The sequence below is a fragment of the Brevundimonas sp. genome, assembly GCF_965278935.1.
Classification (GTDB): domain Bacteria; phylum Pseudomonadota; class Alphaproteobacteria; order Caulobacterales; family Caulobacteraceae; genus Brevundimonas.
Window position 1 is genome coordinate 1,708,890 of record NZ_OZ257124.1, and the last position, 22,787, is coordinate 1,731,676.

Consider the following 22,787-nt stretch of genomic DNA (forward strand, 5'->3'; position numbering starts at 1 on the left):
CGGTGAAGTCCGACTTCCCGGATGGAATCGTCCGAGTATCGGGGTATCAGGACGAAACAGCTAGGGCGTGGCCGAAGAAACCGCGCGTGAAACAGGGGATACGCATGGAATTGTTCGATCTGGGCGGCAAGGTCGCCATCATCACCGGCTCCTCCAAGGGCATCGGCAAGGCCATCGCCGAACGGATGGCCGAGCATGGCGCCAAAGTCGTCATCTCCTCGCGCAAGGCCGGGCCCTGTGAAGAGGTCGCCCAGGAGATCAACGCCAGGTACGGCGAGGGCCGCGCCATGGCGATACCGGCCAATATCGCTTCCAAGGAGGATCTGCAGCGACTGGTCGACGAGACGACCGCCGCCTGGGGTCAGATCGACATCCTGGTCTGCAACGCGGCGTCCAACCCCTACGCCGGGCCGATGGCGGGAATCGCCGACGAGCAGTTCGAGAAGATCTTCCACAACAACGTCCTGGCCAACCACTGGCTGACCCAGATGGTCGCCCCGCAGATGCTGGAGCGGAAGGACGGGGCGATCGTGATCATCTCGTCGATCGGCGGCCTGCGCGGCAACGCCCTGATCGGCGCCTACAACGTGTCGAAGGCGGCCGACATGCAGCTGGCGCGGAACCTGGCCGTCGAGTGGGGACCGTCGAACGTGCGGGTCAACTGCATCGCGCCGGGCCTGATCCAGACCGACTTCGCCCGCTATCTGTGGGAGAACGAGGAGGTGCTCAAGGTCACGGTCGAGCCGAACCCGATGAAGCGCATCGGCCAGCCGGACGAGATCGCCGGCACGGCCGTGTATCTGTGCTCGAAGGCCGGGTCGTATGTGAACGGCCAGACCCTGGTGGTGGACGGCGGGCTGACGATTGCCTGGTGAGGCCGACAAGGGCCCGGGATTTCGTCAGGACCTGATCTGGCGACTGGAGGCGGCGCTGTTCGCCGGCTTCATCGGCCTGATGCGGCTGATCGGGCTGGAGGCGGCGTCGAACTTCGGCGGCCGGGTGCTGCGGACGCTGGGGCCGCTCACGGGGACGCAGAAGACCGTGCTGCGCAACCTGCGCATCGCCTTCCCCGGGATGGGCGAGGACGAGCGTCGGCGGCTGGCCCTGTCGCAGTGGGAGCAGACCGGCCGGACCTTCGCCGAGACGGCGGTGATGGACAAGCTGACCCCCGCGTCGGGGCGGATCGATATCGTCGGGGCGGAACGACTGGAGGCCATTCGAACGTCGGGCAGGCCGGTCGTGTTCGTGTCAGGCCACCTGGCGAATATCGAGACCATGGCGGCGGTGCTGGTGGCCTCGGGCGTGTCGGTTCAGGTGACCTACCGCGCGGCCAACAACCCCTATGTCGACGCCCAGATCATCGCGGCGCGGGCGCGCTACGGCGTGAAGCTTTTCGCGCCCAAGGGCGGGGACGGGGCGAGGGAGCTGCTGGCTGGACTGGGACGCGGCGAGAGCGTCGCCCTGATGAACGACCAGAAATTCTCGGAAGGGCCGGAGGTGATGTTCTTCGGCCAGCCGGTGAACGCGGCGCCGGGGCCGAGCCGGCTGGCGCTACGGTTCGGGACGGTGCTGCAGCCCATGTCGGTGGTGCGGCTGCCCGGCGTGCGGTTCCGGGTGACCGCGCATGAACCGATCGAATTGGCGAACACCGGCGACCGCGCGGGGGACATCGCGCGCGGGGTGCAGGCGATCACGACCTTCATCGAGGAGAGGGTGCGCGAGCATCCGGTGGACTGGTTCTGGGTCCACAAGCGGTGGCCGGACCGCGTGTATCGCCAGCTGGAAGACGCCGAATAGGCCAACGCCGGCCTGATGATCGTGATGGTCTTGGCCGAACATGCGGCGGTTTTCGGCCAAGCTTCTATTCAAGGGCGGCGGAAATACTTCTCGCCACTACGATTCATAGGAATTGGTGAGTCTTGTCATGCTCGGAATCGTACCGACCGATTTCTTCGTCTGACGCGATTTAACTATCTTTGAAGACTTCAAAAAGACTAGAAGGCGAGAATACGCTCTCGCTTGTGTCAATTTTCGACAGACGGCCATGGAGCAGTAAGCCTATCAGCCGACATGGCTATGATTTCGCGTGGGAATATCCTGATCGACGGCTTGAGCGTCGAGGATCGCGACCTGCTTACCCCTATTGCTACTGATTTCGACTTTCATCTGGGCCATGTTTTCATGGAGCCAGCAGATTTCGTTGAGAACATCTATTTCATCGACGAAGGCATCGTCTCTGCCGTGGCGCTGATGGCCGACGGGCGCAGCGTCGAGGCCTATATGGTCGGACGTGAGGGCTTCATCGGCTCTACGGCCTGGCAAATTCCGGCAAAGACGGCAGTTCGCTATGTGGCCCAGATGGCCGGCAAGTCTCGCAAGGTCGAGGCGCGCCGCATGCGGGAGTTGGCGACCCGCAGCCAGAGCCTGCGGGTGGTGATGGCCACATACGACGCCGCCCTGCAACGGGAGTTGGAACAGTCCACCGCCTGCAATGCGGTCCACACGTCCGAGCGACGCTTCGCCAAATGGCTGCTGCGAGCCCATGACCGGGCCAACGACGCCGTGCTGCAGATGACGCAGGAGTTCCTGGCCAATATGCTGGGATCGCAGCGGACAACGGTGAACGAGGCGGCCCAGAATCTGACCCGACGAGGTGCGATCGCCTATTCGCGCGGTAGGGTGACGGTGCTCAATCGGCAGATCCTCGAGGCCTCCGCCTGCGAGTGTTACGGGGCGACCAAAGGGATTGCCGACGGCATTATGCGAGTCGGTGAATAGCCGGCCTGGCAATTGTCAGATTGCGCACTGTCGCCTAGCCGATAGAACGCCGTTCAAATCGCTGGAATATGGGCGTCTCACTGCCTGAAGGCCCAGTTATGCCCTGCTACGTCTTTCGGCTCCATGACGGCGTCGACACGCCGCCGATCATCGAAAACGTCGATGCGTTCGACGATCGCGACGCCAGGGATCTGGCGCAGATGCGCCTGCTGCTGACGCGCGAATACACCCACGCCCACATCTATCGCGGGGCCTACAAGGTAGCCGAGTTGAAGCGGGATAGCGTCCCGAACTGAAGGCGCGTCAGACCTTGTCGGAGCCGTCGATGTCCGTCGACGCGGCCTCGGCCAGGTCTGTCGAACGACGGCGCGGACCCTTGTAGTGCAGCGCCGTCGAGGTGCGGCGCCGATCCGGGCCGAAATAGTCGTCGGTCTTCACGAAGGGCCGGGGGCGCAGGATCACGGCCTGGATCCGGTCGAAGACGGCCTTGGCGGTGATCGGCTTGACCACGAACTCGGTCACCCCGGCGTCGCGCGCCTCGACCACCCGATGCTTTTCCGAGTGACCGGTCATCATGATGATCGGCAGATAGGGGTTGGCGCTGTCGGGACTGTTGCGGACCAGGCGGGTGAACTCCACACCGTCCAGCGGGAACATGTTGAAGTCCACGATGGCCAGATCGACCTGGTGATCACGCACGACGTCGAGCGCCATGGCCCCGTCCGACACCTCACGGATGTTGCGGATGCCGGCCGACTGCAGGATCGCGGAGGTGATGGCTCGCATGTGCTGGTTATCGTCGACCAGCAGGATGTTGAGCGATTGAAGGGCAGACATTTGGTCACAGGCCGAACGCCGCCCCCAAAGGCGGTCTAATCGGCGATTCTACGGGCAAAGCGCGGCAAGGTCCACGCGGAACAAGGCTCTAGCGGCTCGCGTAACCGGTTTCCGGCGCCGATTGTCCCACCATGAGAGATGGATCGCAGTTCCGATCGCGCCATTTCATGCGCCAGCACAGATGGGGTCCGGTGGCGCGTCCGGTCATTCCAACCCGACCGATGACATCCCCGCGCGTGATTCGCTGCGCCGGCAGGACGTCGATCCGCGATTGATGCAGATAGGCGGTGATCAGGCCCTGGCCGTGGTCGATCAGGGTCAGGCCGCCTTCGAAATGCATGCCCGGGCGGGCAAAGGTGACGACCCCGTTCGCGGGCGCCCGGATCGGCGACCCGGTGGGCGCGGCGAGATCGATGCCGTAGTGCGGCCGGGCGGGCGTGCCGTTCAGCACGCGTTGAGAGCCCCACAGACTGGTGACGCGATAGGTATCGAGCGGCCAGGTGAAGCCGGACTGGAAGTCGTCGGCGTCCGTCCGGCTGGCGAAACCCTCGGTCTTCAGCGCGATCTCCTGCTGGATGCGGGCGAGGAGGGCGGGGTCGGAGGGCGCGACCGTCGATTGCGGCAGGCCGTTGATGCTTGTCGAGGGGAAGGCCCCGCGCGCGATGACGAGGGTGCGCCGGGCGACGCGGCCTGGGCTGCGAACCTCAAGCTCGACCGATGGCGGTGCGTCGCGATCGAAGCCGACGACGAACAGGCCGGCGGCCGAGGCGGTGGTCAGGGCTTCCCCGTCGACGAAGACCATGGCGCGCGGCGCGGCCCGGCCCATGACGAATCCGCCCTGAACGAAGCGGCCGCTGAGAGTGAGGCCATCGTTCGTCTGGGCGAAGGTCTGTCCAGGCAGTAGGGGGCCTGCGAGGGTCGCGGCGCCGGCGCCCAGGATCAGGCCGCGCCGCGAAGGACTCACTGATCGACCATCCGCGACAGGGCTTCGGTCGGGCCGAAATAGGGTTCCTGATGCTCGACGGACCAGTAGCGCAGGATCTCGAGCGGGATCGGACGGCCGGTGACGGCGCACAGGACGAAGGGGCCGGGCTTGAGTACGGCGAATTCGCCGTCGCCGTAGTGAAGTGTCGCGGGGGAGGGGGCGGAGGTCATGAGGTAAGATTAGCCGCTTCGTCGGTTGCAGACCACTGACTAGAACAGATCACCCTGTCCCGCAGGCGCCACCCTGGCTTTCGAGACCGGCTTCGGCCGAGGCGCGCCGTCGCCATCGATCAACGCACCCTTCGAGCCATCGGGGAATACCAGGGTCACCGCCTGGCCGGGCGACAGGGCGGCAGCCGAGGAGACCATCGCGCCGGTCTCGTCGTCGATCCGGGCGAAGCCTGGCTTGGGGCGTTTCGGATCGAGGGTGGCCAGAGCGCGTGCGAGGGCGGCGAGGCGGGTCTCTGCGCGTTCCAGCGACTGCGGGACAGGTCGGGACAGTCGGGCGGAGACCGTCTCCAGTCGTGAGACCCGCTGATCCAGCCGACGGTGGATCGGGTCGAGCGTCAACCGGCCGGCGACGCGCAGCAGGCGGCGCTCGTGCACGGCGGCGTTGGCGCCCAGACCTGCGACCAGACGCGTTGACTGACTCTCCAGTCGGGCCGCTCGTTGCTCGATGACGCGGTCCAGCAGGGCCTGCGCGAAGCGGCCGCCGACGCTGACCAGACGCCGATGATGCAGTTCGGTGTTGCGGCCGAGGCCCGAGGCCAGACGGCTTGAGGCGTGGTCGAGGCGCTGCTGGGCCAGGGCGACCAGTTCTTCGGGACGGGCGGGCAGGCCGCGCGCCACTGAGCGTAGGCGCACGCGACGATCTTCGAGCAGCCGGGCGCCGGCGCGGTCCAGACGGCGTTCCAGATCGGTGACGAAGGCCCGAAGGTCGGCCAAGACCGGCGTGGCGAGTTCGGCGGCGCCGGTCGGCGTCGGCGCCCGGCGGTCGGAGACGAAGTCGATCAGGGTCGTGTCGGTCTCGTGCCCCACGGCCGAGATGATCGGAATGGTCGCCGCCGCCACGGTACGGGCCAGACCCTCGTCGTTGAAGCACCACAGGTCCTCGACCGAGCCGCCGCCGCGCGCGACGATCAGCAGGTCGGGGCGCGGGATTGGTCCGTCGGCGCTCATCGCATCGAAGCCCCGGATGGCGTTCGACACCTGTCCGCTTGCGGCGTCGCCCTGAACGACCACGGGCCAGACGATGACGCGGCACGGCCAGCGTTCGGCGATCCGGTGCAGGATATCGCGAATCACCGCGCCGGTCGGGCTGGTGATCACGCCTATGGTGCGGGGATAGAGAGGTATGGCCTTCTTGCGGGCCGGGTCGAACAAGCCCTCGCCGCTGAGTTTGATCTTCAGCCGCTCCAGCTGGGCCAGCAGCGCTCCGGCGCCGGCGGCCTCCATCGATTCGATCACGATCTGGTAGGACGACCGGGCCGGGTAGGAGGTGATCTTGCCGGTGACAATGACCTCGAGCCCCGTCTCCGGCTGGACGCCGAGGCCGCGCACGGAGCCTTTCCAGACCACGCCGTCGATGGCGGACTTGTCGTCCTTGAGCGTCAGATAGATGTGGCCCGAGGCGTGCCGATTGACCTTGGAGACCTCGCCCCGCAGCCGGACATGGCCGAACCGGTCCTCCAGCGTCCGCTTCAGGGCGAACGACAGTTCCGAGATCGACAGGGGCGGGTTGTTGTCGCGCGGGGCGGCGGCCGGCTCGGCGTCGGCGGGGCCTGCGAAGACATAGTCGTCGGTCATGTCGCCAGTGTAGCGTCGCGCCGGGGGTGCGGGAACCGCTGCATTCGGCCTATAGTCGGCGGCATGAACGACGATGATCGCATCCCGCCCCGCGATGAGGAAAATCCGGACGAACGCGAACTGTCCCGGCGAAGCAACGGTCCGGCGGTCAGCGGCTGGGTGATCCTTGGGCTGATCTTCATGCTCGGCGTCCTGGTCTATGTGGTTTCCGGCCTGCTCTGAGCGTCTGCGGCCTTGACCGGCGGGGCCTGCACGGCCATTCCGCCCGCATGGATATCCTGCTGGTCGGATCGGGAGGGCGCGAACACGCCTTGGCCTGGAAAATGCGGCAATCGCCGCTGGTCGACCGGCTGTTCTGCGCGCCGGGAAACCCCGGCATCGCCAAGGTCGCCGAATGCGTGCCGGACGTCCGCGCCGACGACGCCGAGGGCCTGGCCCGACTGGCGCGCGAACTGAAGGTCGGACTGGTCGTCGTGGGCCCAGAGGTCGCGCTGGCGGCCGGGCTGGCGGACCAGCTGAACGCCGCCGGCATTCCCTGTTTCGGACCCAGCGCCAAGGCGGCGCAGCTGGAGACGTCCAAGGCCTTCTCCAAGGCCTTCCTGGAGCGGCACGAGATCCCGACCGCCCACTACGGCGTCTATGACCGGGTCAAGGACGCCAAGGAGGCTCTGAAAGTCTTCAAGCCGCCGTACGTCATCAAGGCCGATGGTCTGGCGGCGGGCAAGGGGGTGGCGATCAGCCCCGACCGGCGTGACGCCGAGGCCGAGATCGAGCGGATGCTCGGCGGCCGGTTCGGCTCGGCCGGATCGCGCGTCGTGATCGAGGAGTTCATGGAGGGCGAGGAGGGCTCCCTGTTTGCCCTGTGCGACGGCAAGCGCGCAGTCCTGTTCGGCGGCGCACAGGACCACAAGCGCGCCTTCGATGGCGATCTGGGTCCCAACACGGGCGGCATGGGCGCCTATTCGCCCGCGCCGGTTTTCGACGAGGCCATGGTGACGGCGGCGAACCGCCGGATCGTGCAGCCGACGCTGAAGGCGATGTCGGCCGAGGGCGCGCCTTACAAGGGGGTGCTCTACGTCGGGCTGATGTCGACCGACGAAGGGCCCAAGGTCGTCGAGTTCAATGCCCGCTTCGGCGATCCGGAATGCCAGGTCCTGATGATGCGGATGGCCGGGGACATCGTGCCCTACCTGCTGGCCTGTGCACGTGGGGACGTGTCGCGGCTGCCGGAACCGGAGTTCAAGCCGCAGACGGTCATCTGCGTGGTCATGGCGGCGCGGGGCTATCCCGACAGCCCGATCGAAGGCTCGATCATCCGGGGCGCCGATCAGGATTTCGGCCCGCATGTCCAGGTCTTCCACGCGGGCACCCAGCGCCGCGAGGACGGGACCCTGGTGGCGTCGGGCGGGCGCGTGCTGAGCGTCTGCGCCCAGGGCGACGACATCGCGGAGGCGCGCGAGCGGGCCTATGCGGCGGTCAGGAAGATCGACTGGCCGGGCGGGTTCTGCCGCACCGACATCGGCTGGCGCGCGCTGGACCGCGAATAGCGCCTACGCGTAGGCGAACAGCAGGCGGCCTTCGCCCATGCGCTCGCGCAGCATCGGCAGATCGGTATGAGCGGTGGAGAAGCAGCCGTAGCTGCGGCCCAGCTTGCCTTCGCGGGCCAGGAATTCCGGATCCGCATAGTCGGCGCCGTGGACGATGATGGCGCGGTCACGGGCCATGTTGTTGGAGTATTCCAGCCCGTCCAGCAGGACGTTCGGCCCTTGCTGCGCGCCCCAGCCCGCGCCGGCGGTCGCATAGGCGCCGACCGAGGACATGTAGCTTTCCGGGGTGTTCGAGAACCGGCGGGCGAAGCCGGAGTGTTCCGGATCCGAGCCGCGACCGTGGCAGGTGCGGAAGGCGGTGACGCGGCCGCCGATCAGGTCGACCTCGAACATGCGGGCGTCGCCCGAGAACTTCTGAAAATCGACCAGATACATCCGGTCGCGCAGGGTGATGCGGTGGCTGTGCACGTCCAGGGCGGCCATGGCCCGGCTCATCAGCTCGGGACGAACCAGACGCTGGGGATCGAGTGGCGGCGGCGTGATCTGGGGGATGCGCGGCAGGGGCGGCGGCGGCGGCGCGGCGGCCAGCACGATCGGAATCTCGACGGCGGCAGGTGCGGTGGCGCAGCCGGCGAGCATCGCCGAACCACCCAGAATCATGCCCCGTCTCGATAGCCGCATGCGACGCCCTTCGTAGCGGTTATGCCGAAGCGATGACTTCTTTCACAAATGCGCCGCCGGGTTCAACCGGAGCCTTGGCCGAAATCCGCCGACGCGTATGGTGCAGCCACAGTATCAGGGAGAGGTTTATGAAGTTCGTTGCACTGGCCGCCGCTGCGGTTCTTGTGCTCGCCACGCCTTCGCAGGCGCAGCAGAGCCCCGCCTCACAGGCTTTTCCCGCGAATGGGGAAACGACGTTCGTTCAGGCGGGGCGGCTTCTGGCCGACCCTGAGACCGGTGTTGTGCTGCGAGATAAAACTCTCGTGATCGTCGGGAACCAGATCACGGAAATCCGCGACGGTTTCGTCGGCGAGGGTCCGAACGTCGTCGATCTGCGTGATTCCTTCGTCCTGCCGGGCCTGATCGACAGCCATGTGCACCTGACCTCGCAGCAGAACCCGAACGCGCGCCTTCAGGCCGTGACGCGCGACAGCGCCGACAGCGCCATGGTCGGAGCGGGCTATGCCCGGGTCACCCTGCGCGCCGGCTTCACCACGGTGGCGGACCTGGGCGCGGACAACGACGCCATCTTCGCCCTAAGGGACGGCATCGCACGCGGCGACGTGCCCGGGCCGCGGATCATCGCCTCGGGTTCGGCGGTGTCGATCCATGGCGGACATGGGGACGTGAATGGCTACACCGACGACATCATGCACATGCTGTCACCCGAGAGCGTCTGTTCGGGGCCGGAAGACTGCATGCGGGCGGTTCGGACCCAGGTCCGGTCGGGCGCCGACATCATCAAGATCACCGCGACCGGGGGCGTGCTGTCGAACACGGCGGCGGGTCTGGCCCAGCAGTTCACCAACGCCGAACTGGCCGCCATCGTCGAGGTCGCGCACCGGATGGGGCGTCAGGTGACGGCCCATGCCCACGGGGTGGACGGGATCAACGCCTTCCTGAGGGCCGGCGGCGACTCGATCGAACACGGCACCTATCTGGACGACGAGTCGATCCGGCTGTTCCGTCGCGAGGGGGTCTATCTGGTGCCGACCTTGCTGGCCGGAGACTATGTGGCGCGCATCGCGTCCAGCCCCGGCAACTTCTTCACTCCGGCCCAGACGGCCAAGGCGCTGGAGGTCGGGCCGAAGATGCTCGACATGGCGCGGCGGGCGCATGACGGCGGGGTGCGGATCGCGTTCGGCACCGACACGGGCGTCTCGGCCCACGGCGACAACGCCCAGGAGTTCGCGCTTCTGGTCCGGGCCGGGCTGACGCCGCTGGAAGCCATACAGGCGGCGACGGTGGTGGCGGCCGAGCATCTGCGCATCGCCGATCAGGCCGGGCTGATCGCGCCGGGACGGACTGCGGACATCGTGGCGGTTCAGGGCGACCCCCTGACCGACGTCACGACGCTGGAGCATATGGCCTTCGTGATGAAGGGCGGCGTCGTCTACCGCAACGACTGAGCCAGGAAGGCCGCGAACGTCTCCTCGTCCTCAAACCGGGCGGCGACGGGCCATGAGACCACACGGGTCCGCCAGTCGGGAGGCAGGCGGACCCAGTCCTTTTCGGTGGTGACCAGGCCCGCGTCGAAGACGGCGGCGCGGTCGGCGAGGAAGGCGAGGTCTTCGGGCCGGTACCCGGCGTGGTCGGGGAAGGGCGCGAAGTCGACGAGGTCGGCGCCGGCGGCCTTGAGCGCGCGCTCGACCTTCCACGGCTTGGCGATGCCGGCGAACCCGACCTGGGGGCCGGCCGGGGGCGCGTCGGCAGGCTCCAGCCGGGCGATGAAGGTGGGCAGGGCGCCGAAGACGGCCAGCAGATCGGGATCTGCGGGCGGGCTGTCGGCGGGCAGCAGGACCACGACGGCGTCGGCGCGGGTCAAACCGGCGGCCAGGGGTTCGCGCATCGGGCCGGACGGAAAGACCGAGCCGTCACCGAAGGGCCATTCCTCCTCGCGCGTCTCGCCGTCGACGACGATCAGGCTGAGGGTCTTCTTCAGGGCCGGGTTCTGGTGGGCGTCATCAAGGACCAGGGCCCGGGCGCCGGCATCGACCGCCGCACGGGCGCCGGCGACGCGATCCGCGCTGATCCACGCGGGCGCGTCTCCCGACAGCATCAGGGGTTCGTCGCCGACGTCCGCGGCGGTGTGGCTGGCGGGATCGACGCGGAGCGGACCGGTCAGCCTGCCGCCATAGCCCCGCGACAGGGCGTGGGCGTCGATGCCCCCCTTGTGCAGAAGGCGCAGGACTTCGCGGGCCACCGGGGTCTTGCCGGAGCCGCCGACGGTCAGATTGCCGATGGAGATGACAGGAACGTCGACATCGACGGGTTGAGCGCGGGCGATGCGGCGGGCCGTGGCGACGGCCCAGATCCAAGAGGCGGGCTTCAACAGCGTACGGGCGACGCGGCCGTGGCGGCCGTCGCGCTGATACCACCAGCGGGGGGTGGAGAGTTTCATCGCGGCGCGCCCCGACCGTGCCGGGATGCCGGCAGCAGCGGCTGAAGGGCATCCCAAAGGCGGTCGAGGCCCGCGCCGACGTCGGCGGCGGCGCGACGGGCGCGCTCTCCCATGGCGCGGGCGGCGGCAGGGTCGCTGAGCAGGGGGGCGACGACCCCGGGCAGGTCGCCGGGCGTGGCGACGAGCTGGAGCCCTCCGGCATGGACCAGGTCGGCGGTCACCGCCTGCCAGTTCGAGGCGTCGGGGCCTGCGACAGCGGGCTTGCCGAGTCGCGCGGGCTCGAGCGGATTGTGTCCGCCCCACGGTTCGCGGCCCAGGAAGGAGCCGAACGAGCCGCCCATGACCACCACATCGGCCAGCCGCAGGAACAGGCCGAGTTCGCCCAAGGTGTCGGCGACATAGATGTCGGTCCCGGCGTTCGGCTGGCTTCCGCGTGAGCGCAGGGCGAAGCGGTAGCCGTCGCGGGTCAGGGCTGTGGCGATCTCGGGCCCACGGTCCGGGTGGCGGGGGACGAGGATCAGGCAGAGGCTCTCGGCCAGATGGTCGAGGGCGCGGACGATGGCGATCTCCTCACCCTCATGGGTCGAGGCGGCGACGACCACGGGCCGGTCGCCGATGGCGGCGCTGAGGCTGGTGAAGGCCGGGGCGTCGTGGGGCAGGGGCGCGCCGGACAGCTTCAGATTCACCTGGCCGTCGACACGGGCGCCGAGGTTCTGCAGCCGGACGGCCGAGGTGTCGTCCTGTGGCATGACGAGCCGGAAGGCGGAGAGCAGTTCGCGCGCGGACGCCGGGAAACGCGCCCATCCGGCAGCGGTCTTTTCGGTGATGCGGGCGCTGACGAGGGCCAGCGGAATGTTCCTGTCGCGGGCGGCGAGGATCAGGTTGGGCCAAAGCTCGGATTCGACGAGGACGCCCAGCGACGGACGCCAATGGTCGAGAAAGGCGGCGACCGCGCCGGGGCCGTCCACGGGAGCGAACTGATGGATGACACCGGGTGGGAGGCGTCGGGCAAGCAACTCGGCCGAGGTGGCCGTGCCGGAGGTGACGAGGACGGTCAGGTCGGGGCGCGCCTTCACGACCCGCTCGACGACAGGGAGCAGGGAGAGGGTTTCGCCGACGCTGACACCGTGCAGCCAGATCAGGTCGCCGTCGGGTCGGGCGAGGCCGGCCACGCCGAGGCGCTCGTCGACGCGGACCAGGTCCTCCTTGCCCTGTCTGACCCGGGCGTCGAGGAAGCGAGGCGCCAGGGGCTCAAGCGCCCGGGTCAGGAGGCGATACGCGAGGAGGGGCAGGGTCACAGCCGCTCCAGCCCCGTGATCGTATCGGCGCGGGCCTCCACGGCGGTGAGCAACTCGGTCCACGGGCCGGTCACATCGGCGAGGTCGGCGCCCTCCGGATAGCGACGGACGTCGTAAACGATGGCGCCCTTGCCGAACGGCAGGGGCAGGACGGCGCGATCCCAGCTGTTCAGGCGGACGGCGGGCTTGCAGCTCATGCCGATGAAAAGAACCGGGGCGCCCGACATGCGCGCCATCAGGGGCAGGCCCTCGGCCATGACCCGCACCGGGCCGCGCGGGCCGTCGGGGGTGATGGCCAGGGCGCCAATCTTGAGCTGTTTCAGGCCGTCGCGGAGCGCGCGAGAGCCGCCCTTGGCGGCGTCGGCCTTGTCCTTGTTGGCGGAGGAGCCGCGCACGGCGGGGAAGCCTTGCAGAGCGACGGCCTTGGCGATGAACTGGCCATCCGGGCTCAGAGAAATCAAAGCCTTGGCGGGTTGAGCTGCGTCCAGAGGCCAGCAGGCCGGCGACAGGCCGATGCGGGAGTGCCAGAAGACGCACAGGACGCCGCCGCCGTCGGACCAGACTTGTTCGGCATGCTGGCGGCCTTCGTAGGTCCAGCGGATGGTGGCGAAGCAGAACTTCATCCAGGCGGCCAAGGCGGACGACAGGATCGACTGGATGACGGGGTTGCGGAGCGGCCGCACGTCAGGCGACCGTGGCGACGGCGGGCGTTCCGTCCAGAGACTGCTGTTTGGCAAGGCGGCTGTAGAGGCCGCCCTTGCGGACCAGCTGCGCGTGGCTTCCGCTTTCGACGATGCGGCCGGCCTCCAGCACCACGATGCGGGTCGCATGCCGGACGGTGGACAGCCTGTGAGCGATCATCAACGTTGATCGACCGGCCATGAGGCGTTCCAGCGCGGCCTGAACCAGCGTCTCGCTTTCGGTATCCAAGGCCGATGTGGCCTCGTCCAGAAGGAGAATCGGCGCGTCTTTCAGGAAGGCGCGGGCGATGGCGATGCGCTGGCGCTGGCCGCCCGACAGACGCATCCCGCCTTCGCCGGCGCGGGTCTGGTAGCCCTCGGGCAGGGCGGTGATGAAGTCGTGCGCGGCGGCGGAGCGGGCCGCGTCGGCGATCTGTTCCGGCGTCGCCTCGGGGCGGGCGTAGGCGATGTTCGCGGCGATGGTGTCGTCGAACAGGAAGGGTTCCTGGGTCACAAGGGCGATGCGGGCGCGCAGGTCCGAGAGACTGAGCTCGCGCAGATCGACGCCGTTGATGGTCACGGCGCCGGATGTGACGTCGTAGAAGCGCGGCAGCAGGCTGAGCAGGGTCGACTTGCCGCCGCCGGACGGGCCGACCAGGGCGACCGTTTCTCCGGGCTTCACGGTGATGGACACGTCCGAGATGGTCGGTGCCGCCGCGCCGTAGCTGAACGACACGTCGTCGAAGGCGATGGTCGTCCGACCGGGCGGCAGGGCCTTGGGCGACGCGGCCTCGCGGATCTCCGGATCGATGTCGAGGGCGCCGAACAGACTGCGGGCGGCGGTCAGACCCTCGGCCATGGTGGTCTGCAGATTGGTCACCTGTCGCAAGGATTGCCCCGCCGACATCAGGAGGGCGACATAGGCGGTGAAGGCGCCGATGGTCATCTGGTCGTTGCGCGCCTGCCAGCCGGCATAGGCCATGACGGCGGCCACGATCAGCATGGCGAAGAAATTGGAGAAGGGGCCAGCGAAGGCGCGACTGTCGGCGGACTTGATCACGTGGCGCTGACGGCGATCGACGACTTCGGCGACACGCGCCTGCTCGGCCGCCTCGCGGTTCTCGATCTTGATCAGGCGCACGCCATCCAGGTTTTCCATTAGGGCGGTCGACAGGTTCTCGGTCTCGACCATGGCTCCGGTCGTGGCCTTGCGCATCCGCTTGCCGAAGCGGCGGATGACGAGGGCGATTATGGGCGCGCCGAGAAGGACGATCAGGGTCAGCCGCCAGTCGGACCAACCCATGTATAGGATGACCGCGATCAGGGTCAGACCGTGCTGGGTGTAGCCGACGATCCCGTTGGTGAAGGCCTCGCGCACAAGGTTGGCGTCGAACAGAACGCTGGAGACGAAGGCTCCGGAATGCTGGCTGCGCAGGCGGGCGAGGTCGGCGCGGATCATGGCTCCGAACAGCCGGACCTGGATGTCGCCGACGATCCCGTGGCCGATGCGGTTGACGAGCGCCGCCTGGCCCAACGCCGCAACGGTCCAGACCAAGCCGACGCCGACGATGACCGCTGGAATGGCGAGCAAGGCGTGTTCCGGCGCAATCAGGAACAGGCCCGCGAGCTTGACGGGCTTGCCCAGGAACATGCCATCCACGGCCGCCTGGACCAGTTGCAGGATCGTGGCGTTGCTGATGCCAGCCACCGCCGCGCAGATGAGCGACACGATCAGGGCCGCCTTCCTGTGGGACAGGTAGTCGCGCCAGATGCGGCCGATCAGGGGACGCGAGGCGGCGTCCTCCTGCGGAACGGTCGGGGCGGGCGAGGTCATCCGCCCGAGGTCGGACGGGCAAGAGCGGAAGTCAAGCGATGACGCCGCCGCGCCGTCCGACTATGTCTCCCCGGATGGCGCGATTTGATGTGAGCACGGAGGCCGGGCGGCGCGCGGCGGAGCGGGACTTCTTCTGGAATGACCACGCCTTTCTTCGTCTGACGTTTTCGAACGCCCACTGGCTGGGGCCGGATCTGGTGCGAACCAACCAGCCGTCGCCTCGGCAGCTTGAAGGCTGGGCGAAACGAGGCATCAAGACCGTCATCAACCTGCGCGGCGAGCGGGACGAGGGCTACTATTGGCTGGAGAAGGCGGCATGCGAGAGGTTGGGTCTGACCCTGATCGACGCCCCGCTCGATTCGCGGGATCCGCCCGAGAAGGACCGGGTGCGGCGCGCGCGGGACCTGTTCAGGACGATCGAATATCCGGTCCTGATCCACTGCAAGTCGGGGGCGGACCGGGCCGGCCTGATGGCGGTCTTCTATCGCCACTTTCACCTCGGGGAGCCGATCTCGAAGGCGATGAACGAGCTGTCGAAGAAATACCTGCACAGCCGCGAGGGGCTGACCGGCGTGCTGGACCATTTCCTTGAGACCTACGTCAACGAGGTCGAGCCGACCGGGGTTGGCTTCATGGACTGGGTCGAGTCGGACGCCTACGACCCCCGGGCGATGCGCAAGACCTTCCGCGCCAATTGGTGGGGGACGATGCTGACCGAGAAGCTGCTCAGGCGGGAGTAGATCACCCCCAGGGGCCGGTCGGCTCGCGTTTCCGGTCGGGCTCGACGCCGTTCTCGGCGTCGAGACGGGCCTTGCGGTCGGCCTCCCACTGGCGGAACCACTTCGCATAGCCACGCTCTCGACCCAGAACGATCAGCCACAGGGCCAGTGTGGCGAGAAGGCCGACGAGGGCGGCGATCTGGGCGCCGTCGAGGGTCGTGCCGAACAGGGTCAAGACGCGCGCTCCGCAGGAATCGCGTTCGCCGACGCCGGCTCGGCGTCCGACGTTGGCGTCAGCGCGGGGGCGTGGGCGAAGGGGTCGGCCTCGGCCGGGGCGGCTGTGCCAGGCGTGATGGGGTCGTTCCAGGCGACGTCATTGTCGACCACGACGTCCTGTCGGGTCGCGGGACGTCGCGTGGCGAAGGCGACGATGGCGACGCCCAGCGCCAGCAGGCCCAGAACGATCAGGGTCGGGATCATGTCGAGCGCTCCTTCTGTCGGCGCAGCCTAGACCGTTAGAGCGCGGGCGTCCCGGCTCCGGTTCCCGGTGCGACGATCAGGCCTCGCCGCGCGGATCGATCATACGGTGCGCGTGCAGGATGAAGAAACGCATATGGGCGTTGTCGACCGTGGCCTGGGCGCGGGCCTTCCATGCGGCCTTGGCCTCGGCGTAGTTCGGATAGGCGCCGACGAACTCGACCTTGGACAGGTCGCGGAATACCGGGGCGTCGAGGTGGCGCAGCTCTCCGCCGATCACGAGGTGAAGCAGCTGGGGGTCGGAGGTGTTGGGGGCGTCGGTCATGGGGCGGGTCCGCAGAGGGGAGGGATCAGGTCGCCAGCGGGATAGGCGTTGTGCGCCGCAGGATCAACGGGTGCAGGGCCGGAGCGGCGCAGACGAGGCTGGCCTGGCGGGGATCCGGGCGGTTGAACAGCCAGGGATGGCCGTGGTGGTCCGACACCCTGGCGCCCGCCTCGCCGGCGATCAGGGCCCCGGCGCACACGTCCCAGTCCCATTTGGGCGTCAGGGCGATGGCCGCGTCGAAGGCGCCCGAGGCGACCAGAGCCATACGATAGGCGAGGGCGTTGCGTTTCTCGTAGCGCATCGGCGGCCAGGGCTCGGGCCAGTGTGGCCCCTCCATCAGACGGGCGTCGGCGAGCACAGCCGCGTCGTCGAGCGCATCTACGTCGGAGGCGGAGATGGAACGGCCGTTCAGGCGGGCGCCGCCGCCCAGAGTGGCCTCATAGGTCTCGCCGGTCGCGGGCACATGGATGACGGCGGCGACGGGCCGGCCGTCCTCGACCACGGCGATGGGCACGCACCACCAGGGCTGGTTCTTGAGGAAGGCGACGGTGCCGTCGATCGGATCGACGACGAACAGGCGGCGTCGCGACAGGCGGTCGGTCGTGTCCGCGGTCTCCTCCGACAGCCAGCCATAGTCCGGGCGAGCGGCCAGCAGCCGGGCTTTCAGCATCTCGTCGACGGCGATGTCGGCGTTGGTGACCGGGGAGCCGCCGTCCTTGTGAGTGATCTTCAGGCCGCGATCCCGCTCGGCCTCGGCCAAGGCGCCGGCCGCGAGGGCCGCCTCCTTGATCAGGGCGAGATCAGCGACGAGATCGCTCATTTTCCGGCGATGGCCACGCCGTCGAACAGCAGGGACGGGCTGTTGAAGCCGCCCCGGAACTCCAGATCCGAGCCGGGCACGAGCCGAATCCACAGGTCGGCCAGATTGCCGGCGACGGTGATCTCGCTGACCGGGTAGGCGCGTTCGCCGTTCTCGAACCAGTAGCCGGAGACCCCGGCGGACCAGTCGCCGGTGTTGGCGTTCAGAGACGGGCCGAACATCGAGGTGATGACGAGGCCCATCCCCGCCTGACCCATCAGGCCGTTCAGGTCGGCTTCGCCCGGCGTCAGGTGCAGGTTGTGGGTCGAGACGCCCGAGGGGCCGACGAGGCCGCGCGAGGCGTGGCCGGTGCTATTCAACCCCAGCTGGGCGGCGGCCGAGTGGTTCAGCAGCCAGGTGGTCAGGACGCCGTCATCGACCAGATTGCGCCGCTCGACCGGCGAGCCTTCGTCGTCGAACGGGGTCGAGGCCATGCCGCGGACGCGGAACGGATCGTCGATCAGGCTGAGACCCTTAGGCAGGACCTGCTGGCCCATCCGGTCCTTGAGGAAGGACTGGCCGCGGGCGATCGACGGGCCGGAAATGGCGCCGAGCAGGGGCGACAGGACCTGGGTCGCGACGCGGCGCTCGAAGATCACGGGGGCGGCCGTCGAAGCGATCTTGCGGGGCCCCAGTTTCTCGACCGCCCGGCGGCCGGCCTCGGCGCCGATGCCGTCGGGGCCGGGCAGGTCGGCCAGCCAGCGGGTCGAACGGCTCTCGCCGCCGCGTTCCATGGCCCCGTCCTTCTCGGCGATGACGCCGACCCCCAGCGAGAAGCCCGTCGAGGCATAGGCCCCGTCGAACCCTTCGGAGGTCACCAGACGCCAGCGGCTGGAGGCGGTGCTGGCGTGGCCGCCCTCGGACCTGGAGACGCCGGTGACGGCGAGGGCGACGGCCTCGGCCTCGCGGGCGACCTGTTCCAGCTCGGCGGCGCTGCGCTCGGCCGTGTCGGACAGCTGCAGGTCGGGGAAGGGGCCGCGCGCCAACTCACTGGCCGGAACCAGGGCGGCGTAGGGATCCTCGGGGGCCAGTTTCGCCATGGCGACGGCGCGCTCGATAAGCCTTTCCCGGGTCGCGGCCGAGAGGTCCGAGGCGGAGACGGTCGCCTGACGCCGGCCGATGAAGACCCGCAGACCCAGATCGCGGCTCTCTTCGCGCTCGACGTCTTCCAGGGCGCCGTTGCGGACGCCGACGGAGAGCGAGGCGCGTTCGGCGGTGGCGGCCTCCGCGCCATCGGCCCCGGCCTTCAGGGCGGCGGCGACGATCTCGTGAAGCAGGTCGGAAGCGGGGAGGCTGTCAGGCATGGCCCGATATGGCGGACCGGGGGCCGGGCCGCAATGTCACGGGCCGCAAGACCGGCAAACGGAGTCCAGATCGTCCGCTGGGTCGGGTCGGTCGGAGCCGAGGACTCACGAATTCCAGTCCAGATAGTCCACAGAGTCCAATGCGCGAGGACGATCTCAGGACCGGATCGGATGTGGGGCGAACCCGGCGATCCGCAAGACGGTCAGTGAGGGGAACCCACGAAGGCGTGGACGATCAACATGCCGGCCGCCGCCAGAAGGGCGAGGTAGGTCAGGATCATGCCGATCAGCCGCCCCGGGGTCGGCTTTCCCGCCGTCAGACCCGTCGCATGCAGAACCCGACCGAGGAACAGGACGCCGCCCACGGCGTGGATGGCGTAGGCCGGCATGCCGAGCAGGGTCAGGACGGCCAGGGCGCCGACGCAGACGGGAATATACTCGGCGGCATTGCCGAACACGCGCCCGGCCAGAGTCAGGTCGGCGTTGCCGCCGTCGCCCAGGACGACGCGGTGCTTCTGTCGCTGCAGGACGACCCGCACCGACAGGATCATGAGCAGCAGGATCAACAGGCCGCTCCAGAGGGCGGCGGCCTGTGCGGCGGTCATGTCAGGCATTGTCTAGTCCTCCCGTCCGACCGGATAGAGTCGGTAGCGGTCATCATAGAACGGGGTTCGCTCGTAGAACCACGCCAATCGCGCGTCGCTGTCTGCTGCGAACTCGGGCTCGGCCGCGATCTTGGCCTCGAACTCAGCCTTCAGCGCCGGATCGGCGGCCATCATGGCCTCGGCCAGGGGGGCGATGGCGTAGCCCTCGATATACTCGACGCGGCTCAGCACCTCGGGGAACATGCCCCAGGCGAAGAAGCTCTCGCTGGATTGCGGCTCCAGCAGCAGGACGGCGATGTCGCCGAGCGGCTGATCGGTCGGCACGCGGACGGAGCCGGGGGCGAAGGTCCAGTCGCGACGCTCGGCCGTGACCTCGGTGACGGTCGCCTGGACGTGACCCTCGTTGGGCCGGGGAGCGAGCGTCGGGTTGTCGAGATGCAGCATCTCGACGGACACGGTGCGCGGCGCGTCGAGCGTCTCCACCGTCAGGCCGTGGAGGCGCAGGCGTTCGATGATGTCGGTGCGATAGGCCGGGACCCAGTAGGCTGTCGGGCGCCGCAGGCGGATGCCGGCGCGCGAGCCGTAGTAGGGCAGTTGCCACAGTTCGGGATCCGGGCGACCCAGCCAGCGGATTTCCTGACGGCCCGAGGCGGGGCTGTCGTAGGTCTCGTACAGCACGCCCCTGAACGCGCGGGTCTGGTGCGGGACCGGGTCGGATTCGAAGTTGGCGAGCACTTCGGCCGGGCGCAGGGCGCGGTCGCTGGTGATCGCGGCGCGGAGCGGCGCGACGTTTTCGGCCAGGATGCGCAACGAGGCCTCGATGAAGACGTAGGTCCCCAGAACCCGCTGTTCGTAGGGCTTCAGGCTGTGGTTCTCGATCAGGATGGTCGGGACGTGGGCGGCGTCGCCCCAGCCGTTCGAGAATCGTTCGCCGAGGCCGCCGTCGTTCAGGCCGGCGCGCGGATTCTGGTCGTCGATGCCGAAGACGAGCGGGCCGGGAATATGGCCTTCGGCCTCCAGCGCCTCGTTCATCGCGGGCTTGAAGACCGTATCGAGCCAGCGGGCGCTGGACGGCGAGCGGCTGAAGGCGTCGAACTCGCCATTGAAGCCGTAGGTGACGTCGTACTGGTAATCCATGCCGTCGGTGACGTGGATGTCGAGGTAGAGGTCGGGCTTCACCGCGTTGATGAAGGTCCGCAGGGCCTGCATCTCCGGCTGGTCCAGCTTCATGAAATCGCGATTCAGGTTCTGGTTGGTTCCCGTGTTGCGCCAGCCCTGGATGCGCGGTCCGCGCTGGTTCGGCCGGCTGTAGGGCGAGGCCCGCTCGTGGCCGTCGACCGACAGGATGGGGATCAGGACCAGGTTGGCGTGGTCCAGAAGGTCGCCCTTCGAGCCAAACGCGATGTCCCGCAGCAGCATCATGCCCGCGTCCTTGCCATCGATCTCGCCGGGGTGGATGCCGGCCTGGGCGAGGAGGACTGGCTTCGCGGGATCAAGCGTGGCGCCGTCCTTCGAGGCGATGACGGCGTAGATGGGACGCCCTTCCGGCGAGACGCCGAACTGCTGAATGCGGATCAGGTCCGACGCCAAGTCCAGCCGGTCGAACCAGGCGCGGGTGGCGGCGTAGTCGGGGCTGAAGTCGTGCGCCGGGTCGCGCTCGAAGTCGGTGATCCAGGGGTTGGAGGCGTCGGCCAGGAGGTCGCGGCTGGCCCCGTTCCACTCCAGCGCGGGCGGAAGGAAGGGCTGGTCCCACGGGGCGGTGTTGGGCACGGATTGAGACATGACCGGAGTTCCCAGGGCAAGCAGGGCGAGAGCGATGATGGATGCGCGCATGACGGCCTTCCTATCGTGAAACCGCCAGCACGAAAAACGCTCCGGCTCAGGGCGCCGCGCCGGCGGCCACCGGCGCAGGCGTCGGCAACATCGGCGCCACGCCGGTCGCCACCGCGATCAACAGATAGATGACGACGTGCGCCCCCAGCGTCCAGAAAACCAGGCGCGCTCTCTTCGCGAAGGCGGCGGGGACGACCAGCGCCAGATAGAGGGCCATGTTGACGGCGTAGTTGATCAGAAGCAGCTGCACGCCGGGTTTTCCGACATTGCCCAGAAGGGTCATCACCATGGCCAGGGCGTTGGCCGCGACGAGAAGCAGCAGCACGATCCGCTTGTTGGCCCAGAAATGGTCGTCCAGCGAATCCCCGTCCTCGATCGCGTGCGGGAAGACGAGGGTGGCAGCGATGAAATAGGTCAGTGCGATCGCCAGGCCTGCGACCAGCAGGCCGTAGGAAAAGGGGAAGTCCCGGTAGTTGGTCCATGCGCTGTCCCAGAAGGTCGCGATGTCGAGGGCGACGAAGGTGGCCAGAAGCAGCGTCAGCTTGCCGATGCGGACCTTCTTCCGGTGCTGGATGGCCGTGGCCACCCCCGTGGCGATCACGGCGACCGAAAGGCCCAGCAGCAGGCCGTAGAAGCTGAAGAAAAACTCGAAACTGCCCATGCTCAAGCCCCCGGCGCGGGCAGCGACCATCCGCCGTCCCCAAGCAGGACCCCGGCGGACCGTGCCACGTTGAACAGGCTATAGGTCACGAGCAGGATCAGGGCGCAGCTCGCGAACCGGCGTGGTGCGAACGCCGCCGCCGCGGCGCCGAGGCTGAACACGACGAAACCGATCCACAGGCGCGGCGACGACAGGGTGGCGAAGCTCGCGTCCGCCAGCATCAGGCTGATGAAGATCGTCACGACGATCAGATTGGCCGCAAGGATGCAGGAGAAGATCAGCCGCCGATGCGCCCAGAAATGGTCGTCGAGGTCGATGCGTTCCTCGACCCCCTCGGCGGTCACACGCGGGAAGGTCACGCTGGCGGCGATGTAGAAGGTGGCGGCCACCACCAGACCCACGAACAACAGGGCCAGGTTGAACGGCGCGCCCCGGAAGATAGTCCAGGCCTGGCTCCAGAAGGTCGCCACATCCATGGCGACGAACAGGGCCAGCAGCGGCGTCAGCCAGCCGAACCGCACTCTCTGGCGTTCATGCAACACGCGGGAGAGCCCGCCGACCAATTCGGCGACCGACAGGCCGAGCAGCAGGCCGTAGAAGCTGAAGAAGAATTCGAACGCGCTCACAGAATCCCCCGGCCCGGCCTTGAGGGGACGCTAGCGAAGGCGGCGGGGGCGGTCACCCCCGTTCGGCGATCAACCGCGACGGTTACGCTTGCGCGTCAGGCGGTCGACGATCCCCTGTTCGTCCTCGAGCCGCTCGCGTAGGTCTTCCAGGCTGGCGATCTGTTCCGGGGTCGGGGCAGCCACGGCCTCCAGCGTTTCAATCTCGGCCTGCAGATCAAACACGGCTTGTTCGGCCTCGAACAGACGGTCTTCTTCGCGCGGGCTCAGGGTGGCGCGGGGCGCTTCGCGCAGACGGCGGGTGTCGCCGCCTCGGCCGGCCAGAACCTGGGCCTCGGCTGTCGCGGGAATGGAGGCGGCCACCGGAGCGGCGAGGGCGATGACGAGGGCGACGGCTGCGAATTTCATAAGGCTGCTCCGGAATACAGGTCCCGACGCTATCCGGAAGATTACGGCTCTGTCATGCGAAAATCGCAATCCGGACACATTTTGCATT

Annotated in this window: 27 protein-coding genes; 8 read left to right on the forward strand and 19 right to left on the reverse strand. The window is 68.2% G+C overall.

All coding sequences use genetic code 11. The features are described 5' to 3' along the window. Positions 1-104: 104 nt before the first annotated feature. The 4 genes from ACQY68_RS08375 to ACQY68_RS08390 all read left to right on the forward strand — a co-directional run bounded on the left by ACQY68_RS08375 (position 105) and on the right by ACQY68_RS08390 (position 3,074). Positions 105-875 carry an SDR family NAD(P)-dependent oxidoreductase gene (locus ACQY68_RS08375; RefSeq protein WP_428148903.1) on the forward strand — a complete coding sequence of 257 codons (771 nt, stop codon included), beginning with the start codon at positions 105-107 and terminating at the stop codon, positions 873-875. Beyond that, positions 865-1,797, forward strand: a complete 933-nt coding sequence (locus ACQY68_RS08380; protein WP_428148905.1) for a lysophospholipid acyltransferase family protein — start codon at positions 865-867, stop codon at positions 1,795-1,797. Before ACQY68_RS08375 ends, ACQY68_RS08380 begins: the two co-directional genes overlap by 11 nt. A gap of 312 nt (positions 1,798-2,109) precedes the next feature. Beyond that, the gene (locus tag ACQY68_RS08385) at positions 2,110-2,778 is read left to right on the forward strand and encodes a Crp/Fnr family transcriptional regulator (RefSeq protein ID WP_428148908.1); all 669 of its coding nucleotides are present in this window, start codon (positions 2,110-2,112) and stop codon (positions 2,776-2,778) included. Between the two features lie 98 nt (positions 2,779-2,876). Then, on the forward strand, positions 2,877-3,074 hold the full coding sequence (locus tag ACQY68_RS08390; protein ID WP_428148911.1) for a hypothetical protein: 198 nt from the start codon (positions 2,877-2,879) through the stop codon (positions 3,072-3,074). 7 nt (positions 3,075-3,081) lie between these two features. Here the strand turns inward: ACQY68_RS08390 and ACQY68_RS08395 are convergent, their stop codons facing one another. The 4 genes from ACQY68_RS08395 to xseA all read right to left on the reverse strand — a co-directional run bounded on the left by ACQY68_RS08395 (position 3,082) and on the right by xseA (position 6,405). Continuing rightward, the gene (locus ACQY68_RS08395; protein WP_428148913.1) at positions 3,082-3,615 is read right to left on the reverse strand and encodes a response regulator; all 534 of its coding nucleotides are present in this window, start codon (positions 3,613-3,615) and stop codon (positions 3,082-3,084) included. A gap of 88 nt (positions 3,616-3,703) precedes the next feature. Continuing rightward, entirely contained in the window at positions 3,704-4,579 is an 876-nt protein-coding gene (locus ACQY68_RS08400) for a M23 family metallopeptidase (RefSeq protein WP_428148915.1), read from the reverse strand. Next, positions 4,576-4,770, reverse strand: coding sequence for a DUF2093 domain-containing protein (locus ACQY68_RS08405; protein ID WP_428148918.1), 195 nt, complete (start codon positions 4,768-4,770; stop codon positions 4,576-4,578). Before ACQY68_RS08405 ends, ACQY68_RS08400 begins: the two co-directional genes overlap by 4 nt. Positions 4,771-4,809: 39 nt before the next feature. Then, positions 4,810-6,405, reverse strand: coding sequence for an exodeoxyribonuclease VII large subunit (gene xseA, locus ACQY68_RS08410; RefSeq protein WP_428148920.1), 1,596 nt, complete (start codon positions 6,403-6,405; stop codon positions 4,810-4,812). 63 nt (positions 6,406-6,468) lie between these two features. Here xseA and ACQY68_RS08415 point away from each other — a divergent pair, with 63 nt between their 5' ends. Beyond that, on the forward strand, positions 6,469-6,627 hold the full coding sequence (locus ACQY68_RS08415) for a hypothetical protein (protein WP_428148921.1): 159 nt from the start codon (positions 6,469-6,471) through the stop codon (positions 6,625-6,627). 47 nt (positions 6,628-6,674) lie between these two features. Then, positions 6,675-7,952, forward strand: a complete 1,278-nt coding sequence (gene purD / locus ACQY68_RS08420) for a phosphoribosylamine--glycine ligase (RefSeq protein ID WP_428148922.1) — start codon at positions 6,675-6,677, stop codon at positions 7,950-7,952. Between the two features lie 3 nt (positions 7,953-7,955). Here purD and ACQY68_RS08425 read toward each other — a convergent pair whose 3' ends face one another. After that, a complete protein-coding gene (locus tag ACQY68_RS08425) occupies positions 7,956-8,633 on the reverse strand; it encodes a murein L,D-transpeptidase catalytic domain-containing protein (RefSeq protein WP_428148924.1) in 678 nt (225 codons plus the stop codon). A gap of 128 nt (positions 8,634-8,761) precedes the next feature. Here ACQY68_RS08425 and ACQY68_RS08430 point away from each other — a divergent pair, with 128 nt between their 5' ends. Continuing rightward, on the forward strand, positions 8,762-10,081 hold the full coding sequence (locus ACQY68_RS08430; protein WP_428148926.1) for an amidohydrolase family protein: 1,320 nt from the start codon (positions 8,762-8,764) through the stop codon (positions 10,079-10,081). Here ACQY68_RS08430 and lpxK read toward each other — a convergent pair. From lpxK to ACQY68_RS08450, 4 genes are read right to left on the reverse strand one after another with little or no spacing between them, the layout of a single operon-like run. Further along, the gene (gene lpxK, locus ACQY68_RS08435; RefSeq protein WP_428148927.1) at positions 10,066-11,073 is read right to left on the reverse strand and encodes a tetraacyldisaccharide 4'-kinase; all 1,008 of its coding nucleotides are present in this window, start codon (positions 11,071-11,073) and stop codon (positions 10,066-10,068) included. The genes ACQY68_RS08430 and lpxK overlap by 16 nt on opposite strands. Beyond that, a complete protein-coding gene (locus tag ACQY68_RS08440; protein WP_428148928.1) occupies positions 11,070-12,371 on the reverse strand; it encodes a 3-deoxy-D-manno-octulosonic acid transferase in 1,302 nt (433 codons plus the stop codon). The genes lpxK and ACQY68_RS08440 overlap by 4 nt, the downstream gene beginning before the upstream one ends. After that, positions 12,368-13,054 (reverse strand): lysophospholipid acyltransferase family protein, encoded by a 687-nt coding sequence (locus ACQY68_RS08445; protein WP_428148929.1) that lies wholly within the window; start codon positions 13,052-13,054, stop codon positions 12,368-12,370. The genes ACQY68_RS08440 and ACQY68_RS08445 overlap by 4 nt, the downstream gene beginning before the upstream one ends. Position 13,055: 1 nt before the next feature. Further along, positions 13,056-14,885, reverse strand: coding sequence for an ABC transporter ATP-binding protein (locus ACQY68_RS08450; RefSeq protein WP_428148930.1), 1,830 nt, complete (start codon positions 14,883-14,885; stop codon positions 13,056-13,058). Positions 14,886-14,959: 74 nt separating this feature from the next. Between ACQY68_RS08450 and ACQY68_RS08455 the strand changes: the two genes are divergently transcribed. Continuing rightward, positions 14,960-15,625 (forward strand): fused DSP-PTPase phosphatase/NAD kinase-like protein, encoded by a 666-nt coding sequence (locus ACQY68_RS08455; RefSeq protein ID WP_428148931.1) that lies wholly within the window; start codon positions 14,960-14,962, stop codon positions 15,623-15,625. A gap of 1 nt (position 15,626) precedes the next feature. Here ACQY68_RS08455 and ACQY68_RS08460 read toward each other — a convergent pair whose 3' ends face one another. The 10 genes from ACQY68_RS08460 to ACQY68_RS08505 all read right to left on the reverse strand — a co-directional run bounded on the left by ACQY68_RS08460 (position 15,627) and on the right by ACQY68_RS08505 (position 22,699). Further along, positions 15,627-15,839 carry a hypothetical protein gene (locus ACQY68_RS08460; protein WP_428148932.1) on the reverse strand — a complete coding sequence of 71 codons (213 nt, stop codon included), beginning with the start codon at positions 15,837-15,839 and terminating at the stop codon, positions 15,627-15,629. Beyond that, the gene (locus tag ACQY68_RS08465; protein WP_428148933.1) at positions 15,836-16,084 is read right to left on the reverse strand and encodes a hypothetical protein; all 249 of its coding nucleotides are present in this window, start codon (positions 16,082-16,084) and stop codon (positions 15,836-15,838) included. The genes ACQY68_RS08460 and ACQY68_RS08465 overlap by 4 nt, the downstream gene beginning before the upstream one ends. A gap of 76 nt (positions 16,085-16,160) precedes the next feature. Continuing rightward, a complete protein-coding gene (locus tag ACQY68_RS08470; RefSeq protein ID WP_428148934.1) occupies positions 16,161-16,406 on the reverse strand; it encodes a DUF4170 domain-containing protein in 246 nt (81 codons plus the stop codon). Positions 16,407-16,431: 25 nt separating this feature from the next. After that, a complete protein-coding gene (locus ACQY68_RS08475; protein ID WP_428148935.1) occupies positions 16,432-17,226 on the reverse strand; it encodes a 3'(2'),5'-bisphosphate nucleotidase CysQ in 795 nt (264 codons plus the stop codon). Further along, positions 17,223-18,569: a TldD/PmbA family protein gene (locus ACQY68_RS08480; RefSeq protein WP_428148936.1), complete on the reverse strand. Its 1,347-nt coding sequence runs from the start codon at positions 18,567-18,569 to the stop codon at positions 17,223-17,225. Before ACQY68_RS08480 ends, ACQY68_RS08475 begins: the two co-directional genes overlap by 4 nt. 203 nt (positions 18,570-18,772) lie before the next feature. Continuing rightward, positions 18,773-19,183 (reverse strand): MAPEG family protein, encoded by a 411-nt coding sequence (locus tag ACQY68_RS08485; protein ID WP_428148937.1) that lies wholly within the window; start codon positions 19,181-19,183, stop codon positions 18,773-18,775. Between the two features lie 3 nt (positions 19,184-19,186). Continuing rightward, positions 19,187-21,007, reverse strand: coding sequence for a M14 family metallopeptidase (locus tag ACQY68_RS08490; RefSeq protein WP_428148938.1), 1,821 nt, complete (start codon positions 21,005-21,007; stop codon positions 19,187-19,189). Positions 21,008-21,053: 46 nt separating this feature from the next. After that, entirely contained in the window at positions 21,054-21,698 is a 645-nt protein-coding gene (locus ACQY68_RS08495) for a hypothetical protein (RefSeq protein WP_428148939.1), read from the reverse strand. Next, positions 21,671-22,294 carry a hypothetical protein gene (locus ACQY68_RS08500; protein WP_428148940.1) on the reverse strand — a complete coding sequence of 208 codons (624 nt, stop codon included), beginning with the start codon at positions 22,292-22,294 and terminating at the stop codon, positions 21,671-21,673. The genes ACQY68_RS08495 and ACQY68_RS08500 overlap by 28 nt, the downstream gene beginning before the upstream one ends. A 69-nt stretch (positions 22,295-22,363) precedes the next feature. Continuing rightward, on the reverse strand, positions 22,364-22,699 hold the full coding sequence (locus ACQY68_RS08505; RefSeq protein WP_428148941.1) for a hypothetical protein: 336 nt from the start codon (positions 22,697-22,699) through the stop codon (positions 22,364-22,366). Positions 22,700-22,787 lie beyond the last annotated feature (88 nt).

Coding starts and splice junctions, on each gene's coding strand:
- ACQY68_RS08375 (WP_428148903.1), top strand. CDS start 105: ATGGAATTGTTCGATCTGGGCGGCAAGGTCGCCATCATCACCGGCTCC.
- ACQY68_RS08390 (WP_428148911.1), top strand. CDS start 2,877: ATGCCCTGCTACGTCTTTCGGCTCCATGACGGCGTCGACACGCCGCCG.
- ACQY68_RS08395 (WP_428148913.1), bottom strand. CDS start 3,615: ATGTCTGCCCTTCAATCGCTCAACATCCTGCTGGTCGACGATAACCAG.
- ACQY68_RS08405 (WP_428148918.1), bottom strand. CDS start 4,770: ATGACCTCCGCCCCCTCCCCCGCGACACTTCACTACGGCGACGGCGAA.
- xseA (WP_428148920.1), bottom strand. CDS start 6,405: ATGACCGACGACTATGTCTTCGCAGGCCCCGCCGACGCCGAGCCGGCC.
- ACQY68_RS08415 (WP_428148921.1), top strand. CDS start 6,469: ATGAACGACGATGATCGCATCCCGCCCCGCGATGAGGAAAATCCGGAC.
- purD (WP_428148922.1), top strand. CDS start 6,675: ATGGATATCCTGCTGGTCGGATCGGGAGGGCGCGAACACGCCTTGGCC.
- ACQY68_RS08425 (WP_428148924.1), bottom strand. CDS start 8,633: ATGCGGCTATCGAGACGGGGCATGATTCTGGGTGGTTCGGCGATGCTC.
- ACQY68_RS08430 (WP_428148926.1), top strand. CDS start 8,762: ATGAAGTTCGTTGCACTGGCCGCCGCTGCGGTTCTTGTGCTCGCCACG.
- lpxK (WP_428148927.1), bottom strand. CDS start 11,073: ATGAAACTCTCCACCCCCCGCTGGTGGTATCAGCGCGACGGCCGCCAC.
- ACQY68_RS08450 (WP_428148930.1), bottom strand. CDS start 14,885: ATGACCTCGCCCGCCCCGACCGTTCCGCAGGAGGACGCCGCCTCGCGT.
- ACQY68_RS08455 (WP_428148931.1), top strand. CDS start 14,960: ATGGCGCGATTTGATGTGAGCACGGAGGCCGGGCGGCGCGCGGCGGAG.
- ACQY68_RS08465 (WP_428148933.1), bottom strand. CDS start 16,084: ATGATCCCGACCCTGATCGTTCTGGGCCTGCTGGCGCTGGGCGTCGCC.
- ACQY68_RS08470 (WP_428148934.1), bottom strand. CDS start 16,406: ATGACCGACGCCCCCAACACCTCCGACCCCCAGCTGCTTCACCTCGTG.
- ACQY68_RS08475 (WP_428148935.1), bottom strand. CDS start 17,226: ATGAGCGATCTCGTCGCTGATCTCGCCCTGATCAAGGAGGCGGCCCTC.
- ACQY68_RS08480 (WP_428148936.1), bottom strand. CDS start 18,569: ATGCCTGACAGCCTCCCCGCTTCCGACCTGCTTCACGAGATCGTCGCC.
- ACQY68_RS08485 (WP_428148937.1), bottom strand. CDS start 19,183: ATGCCTGACATGACCGCCGCACAGGCCGCCGCCCTCTGGAGCGGCCTG.
- ACQY68_RS08490 (WP_428148938.1), bottom strand. CDS start 21,007: ATGCGCGCATCCATCATCGCTCTCGCCCTGCTTGCCCTGGGAACTCCG.
- ACQY68_RS08495 (WP_428148939.1), bottom strand. CDS start 21,698: ATGGTCGCTGCCCGCGCCGGGGGCTTGAGCATGGGCAGTTTCGAGTTT.
- ACQY68_RS08505 (WP_428148941.1), bottom strand. CDS start 22,699: ATGAAATTCGCAGCCGTCGCCCTCGTCATCGCCCTCGCCGCTCCGGTG.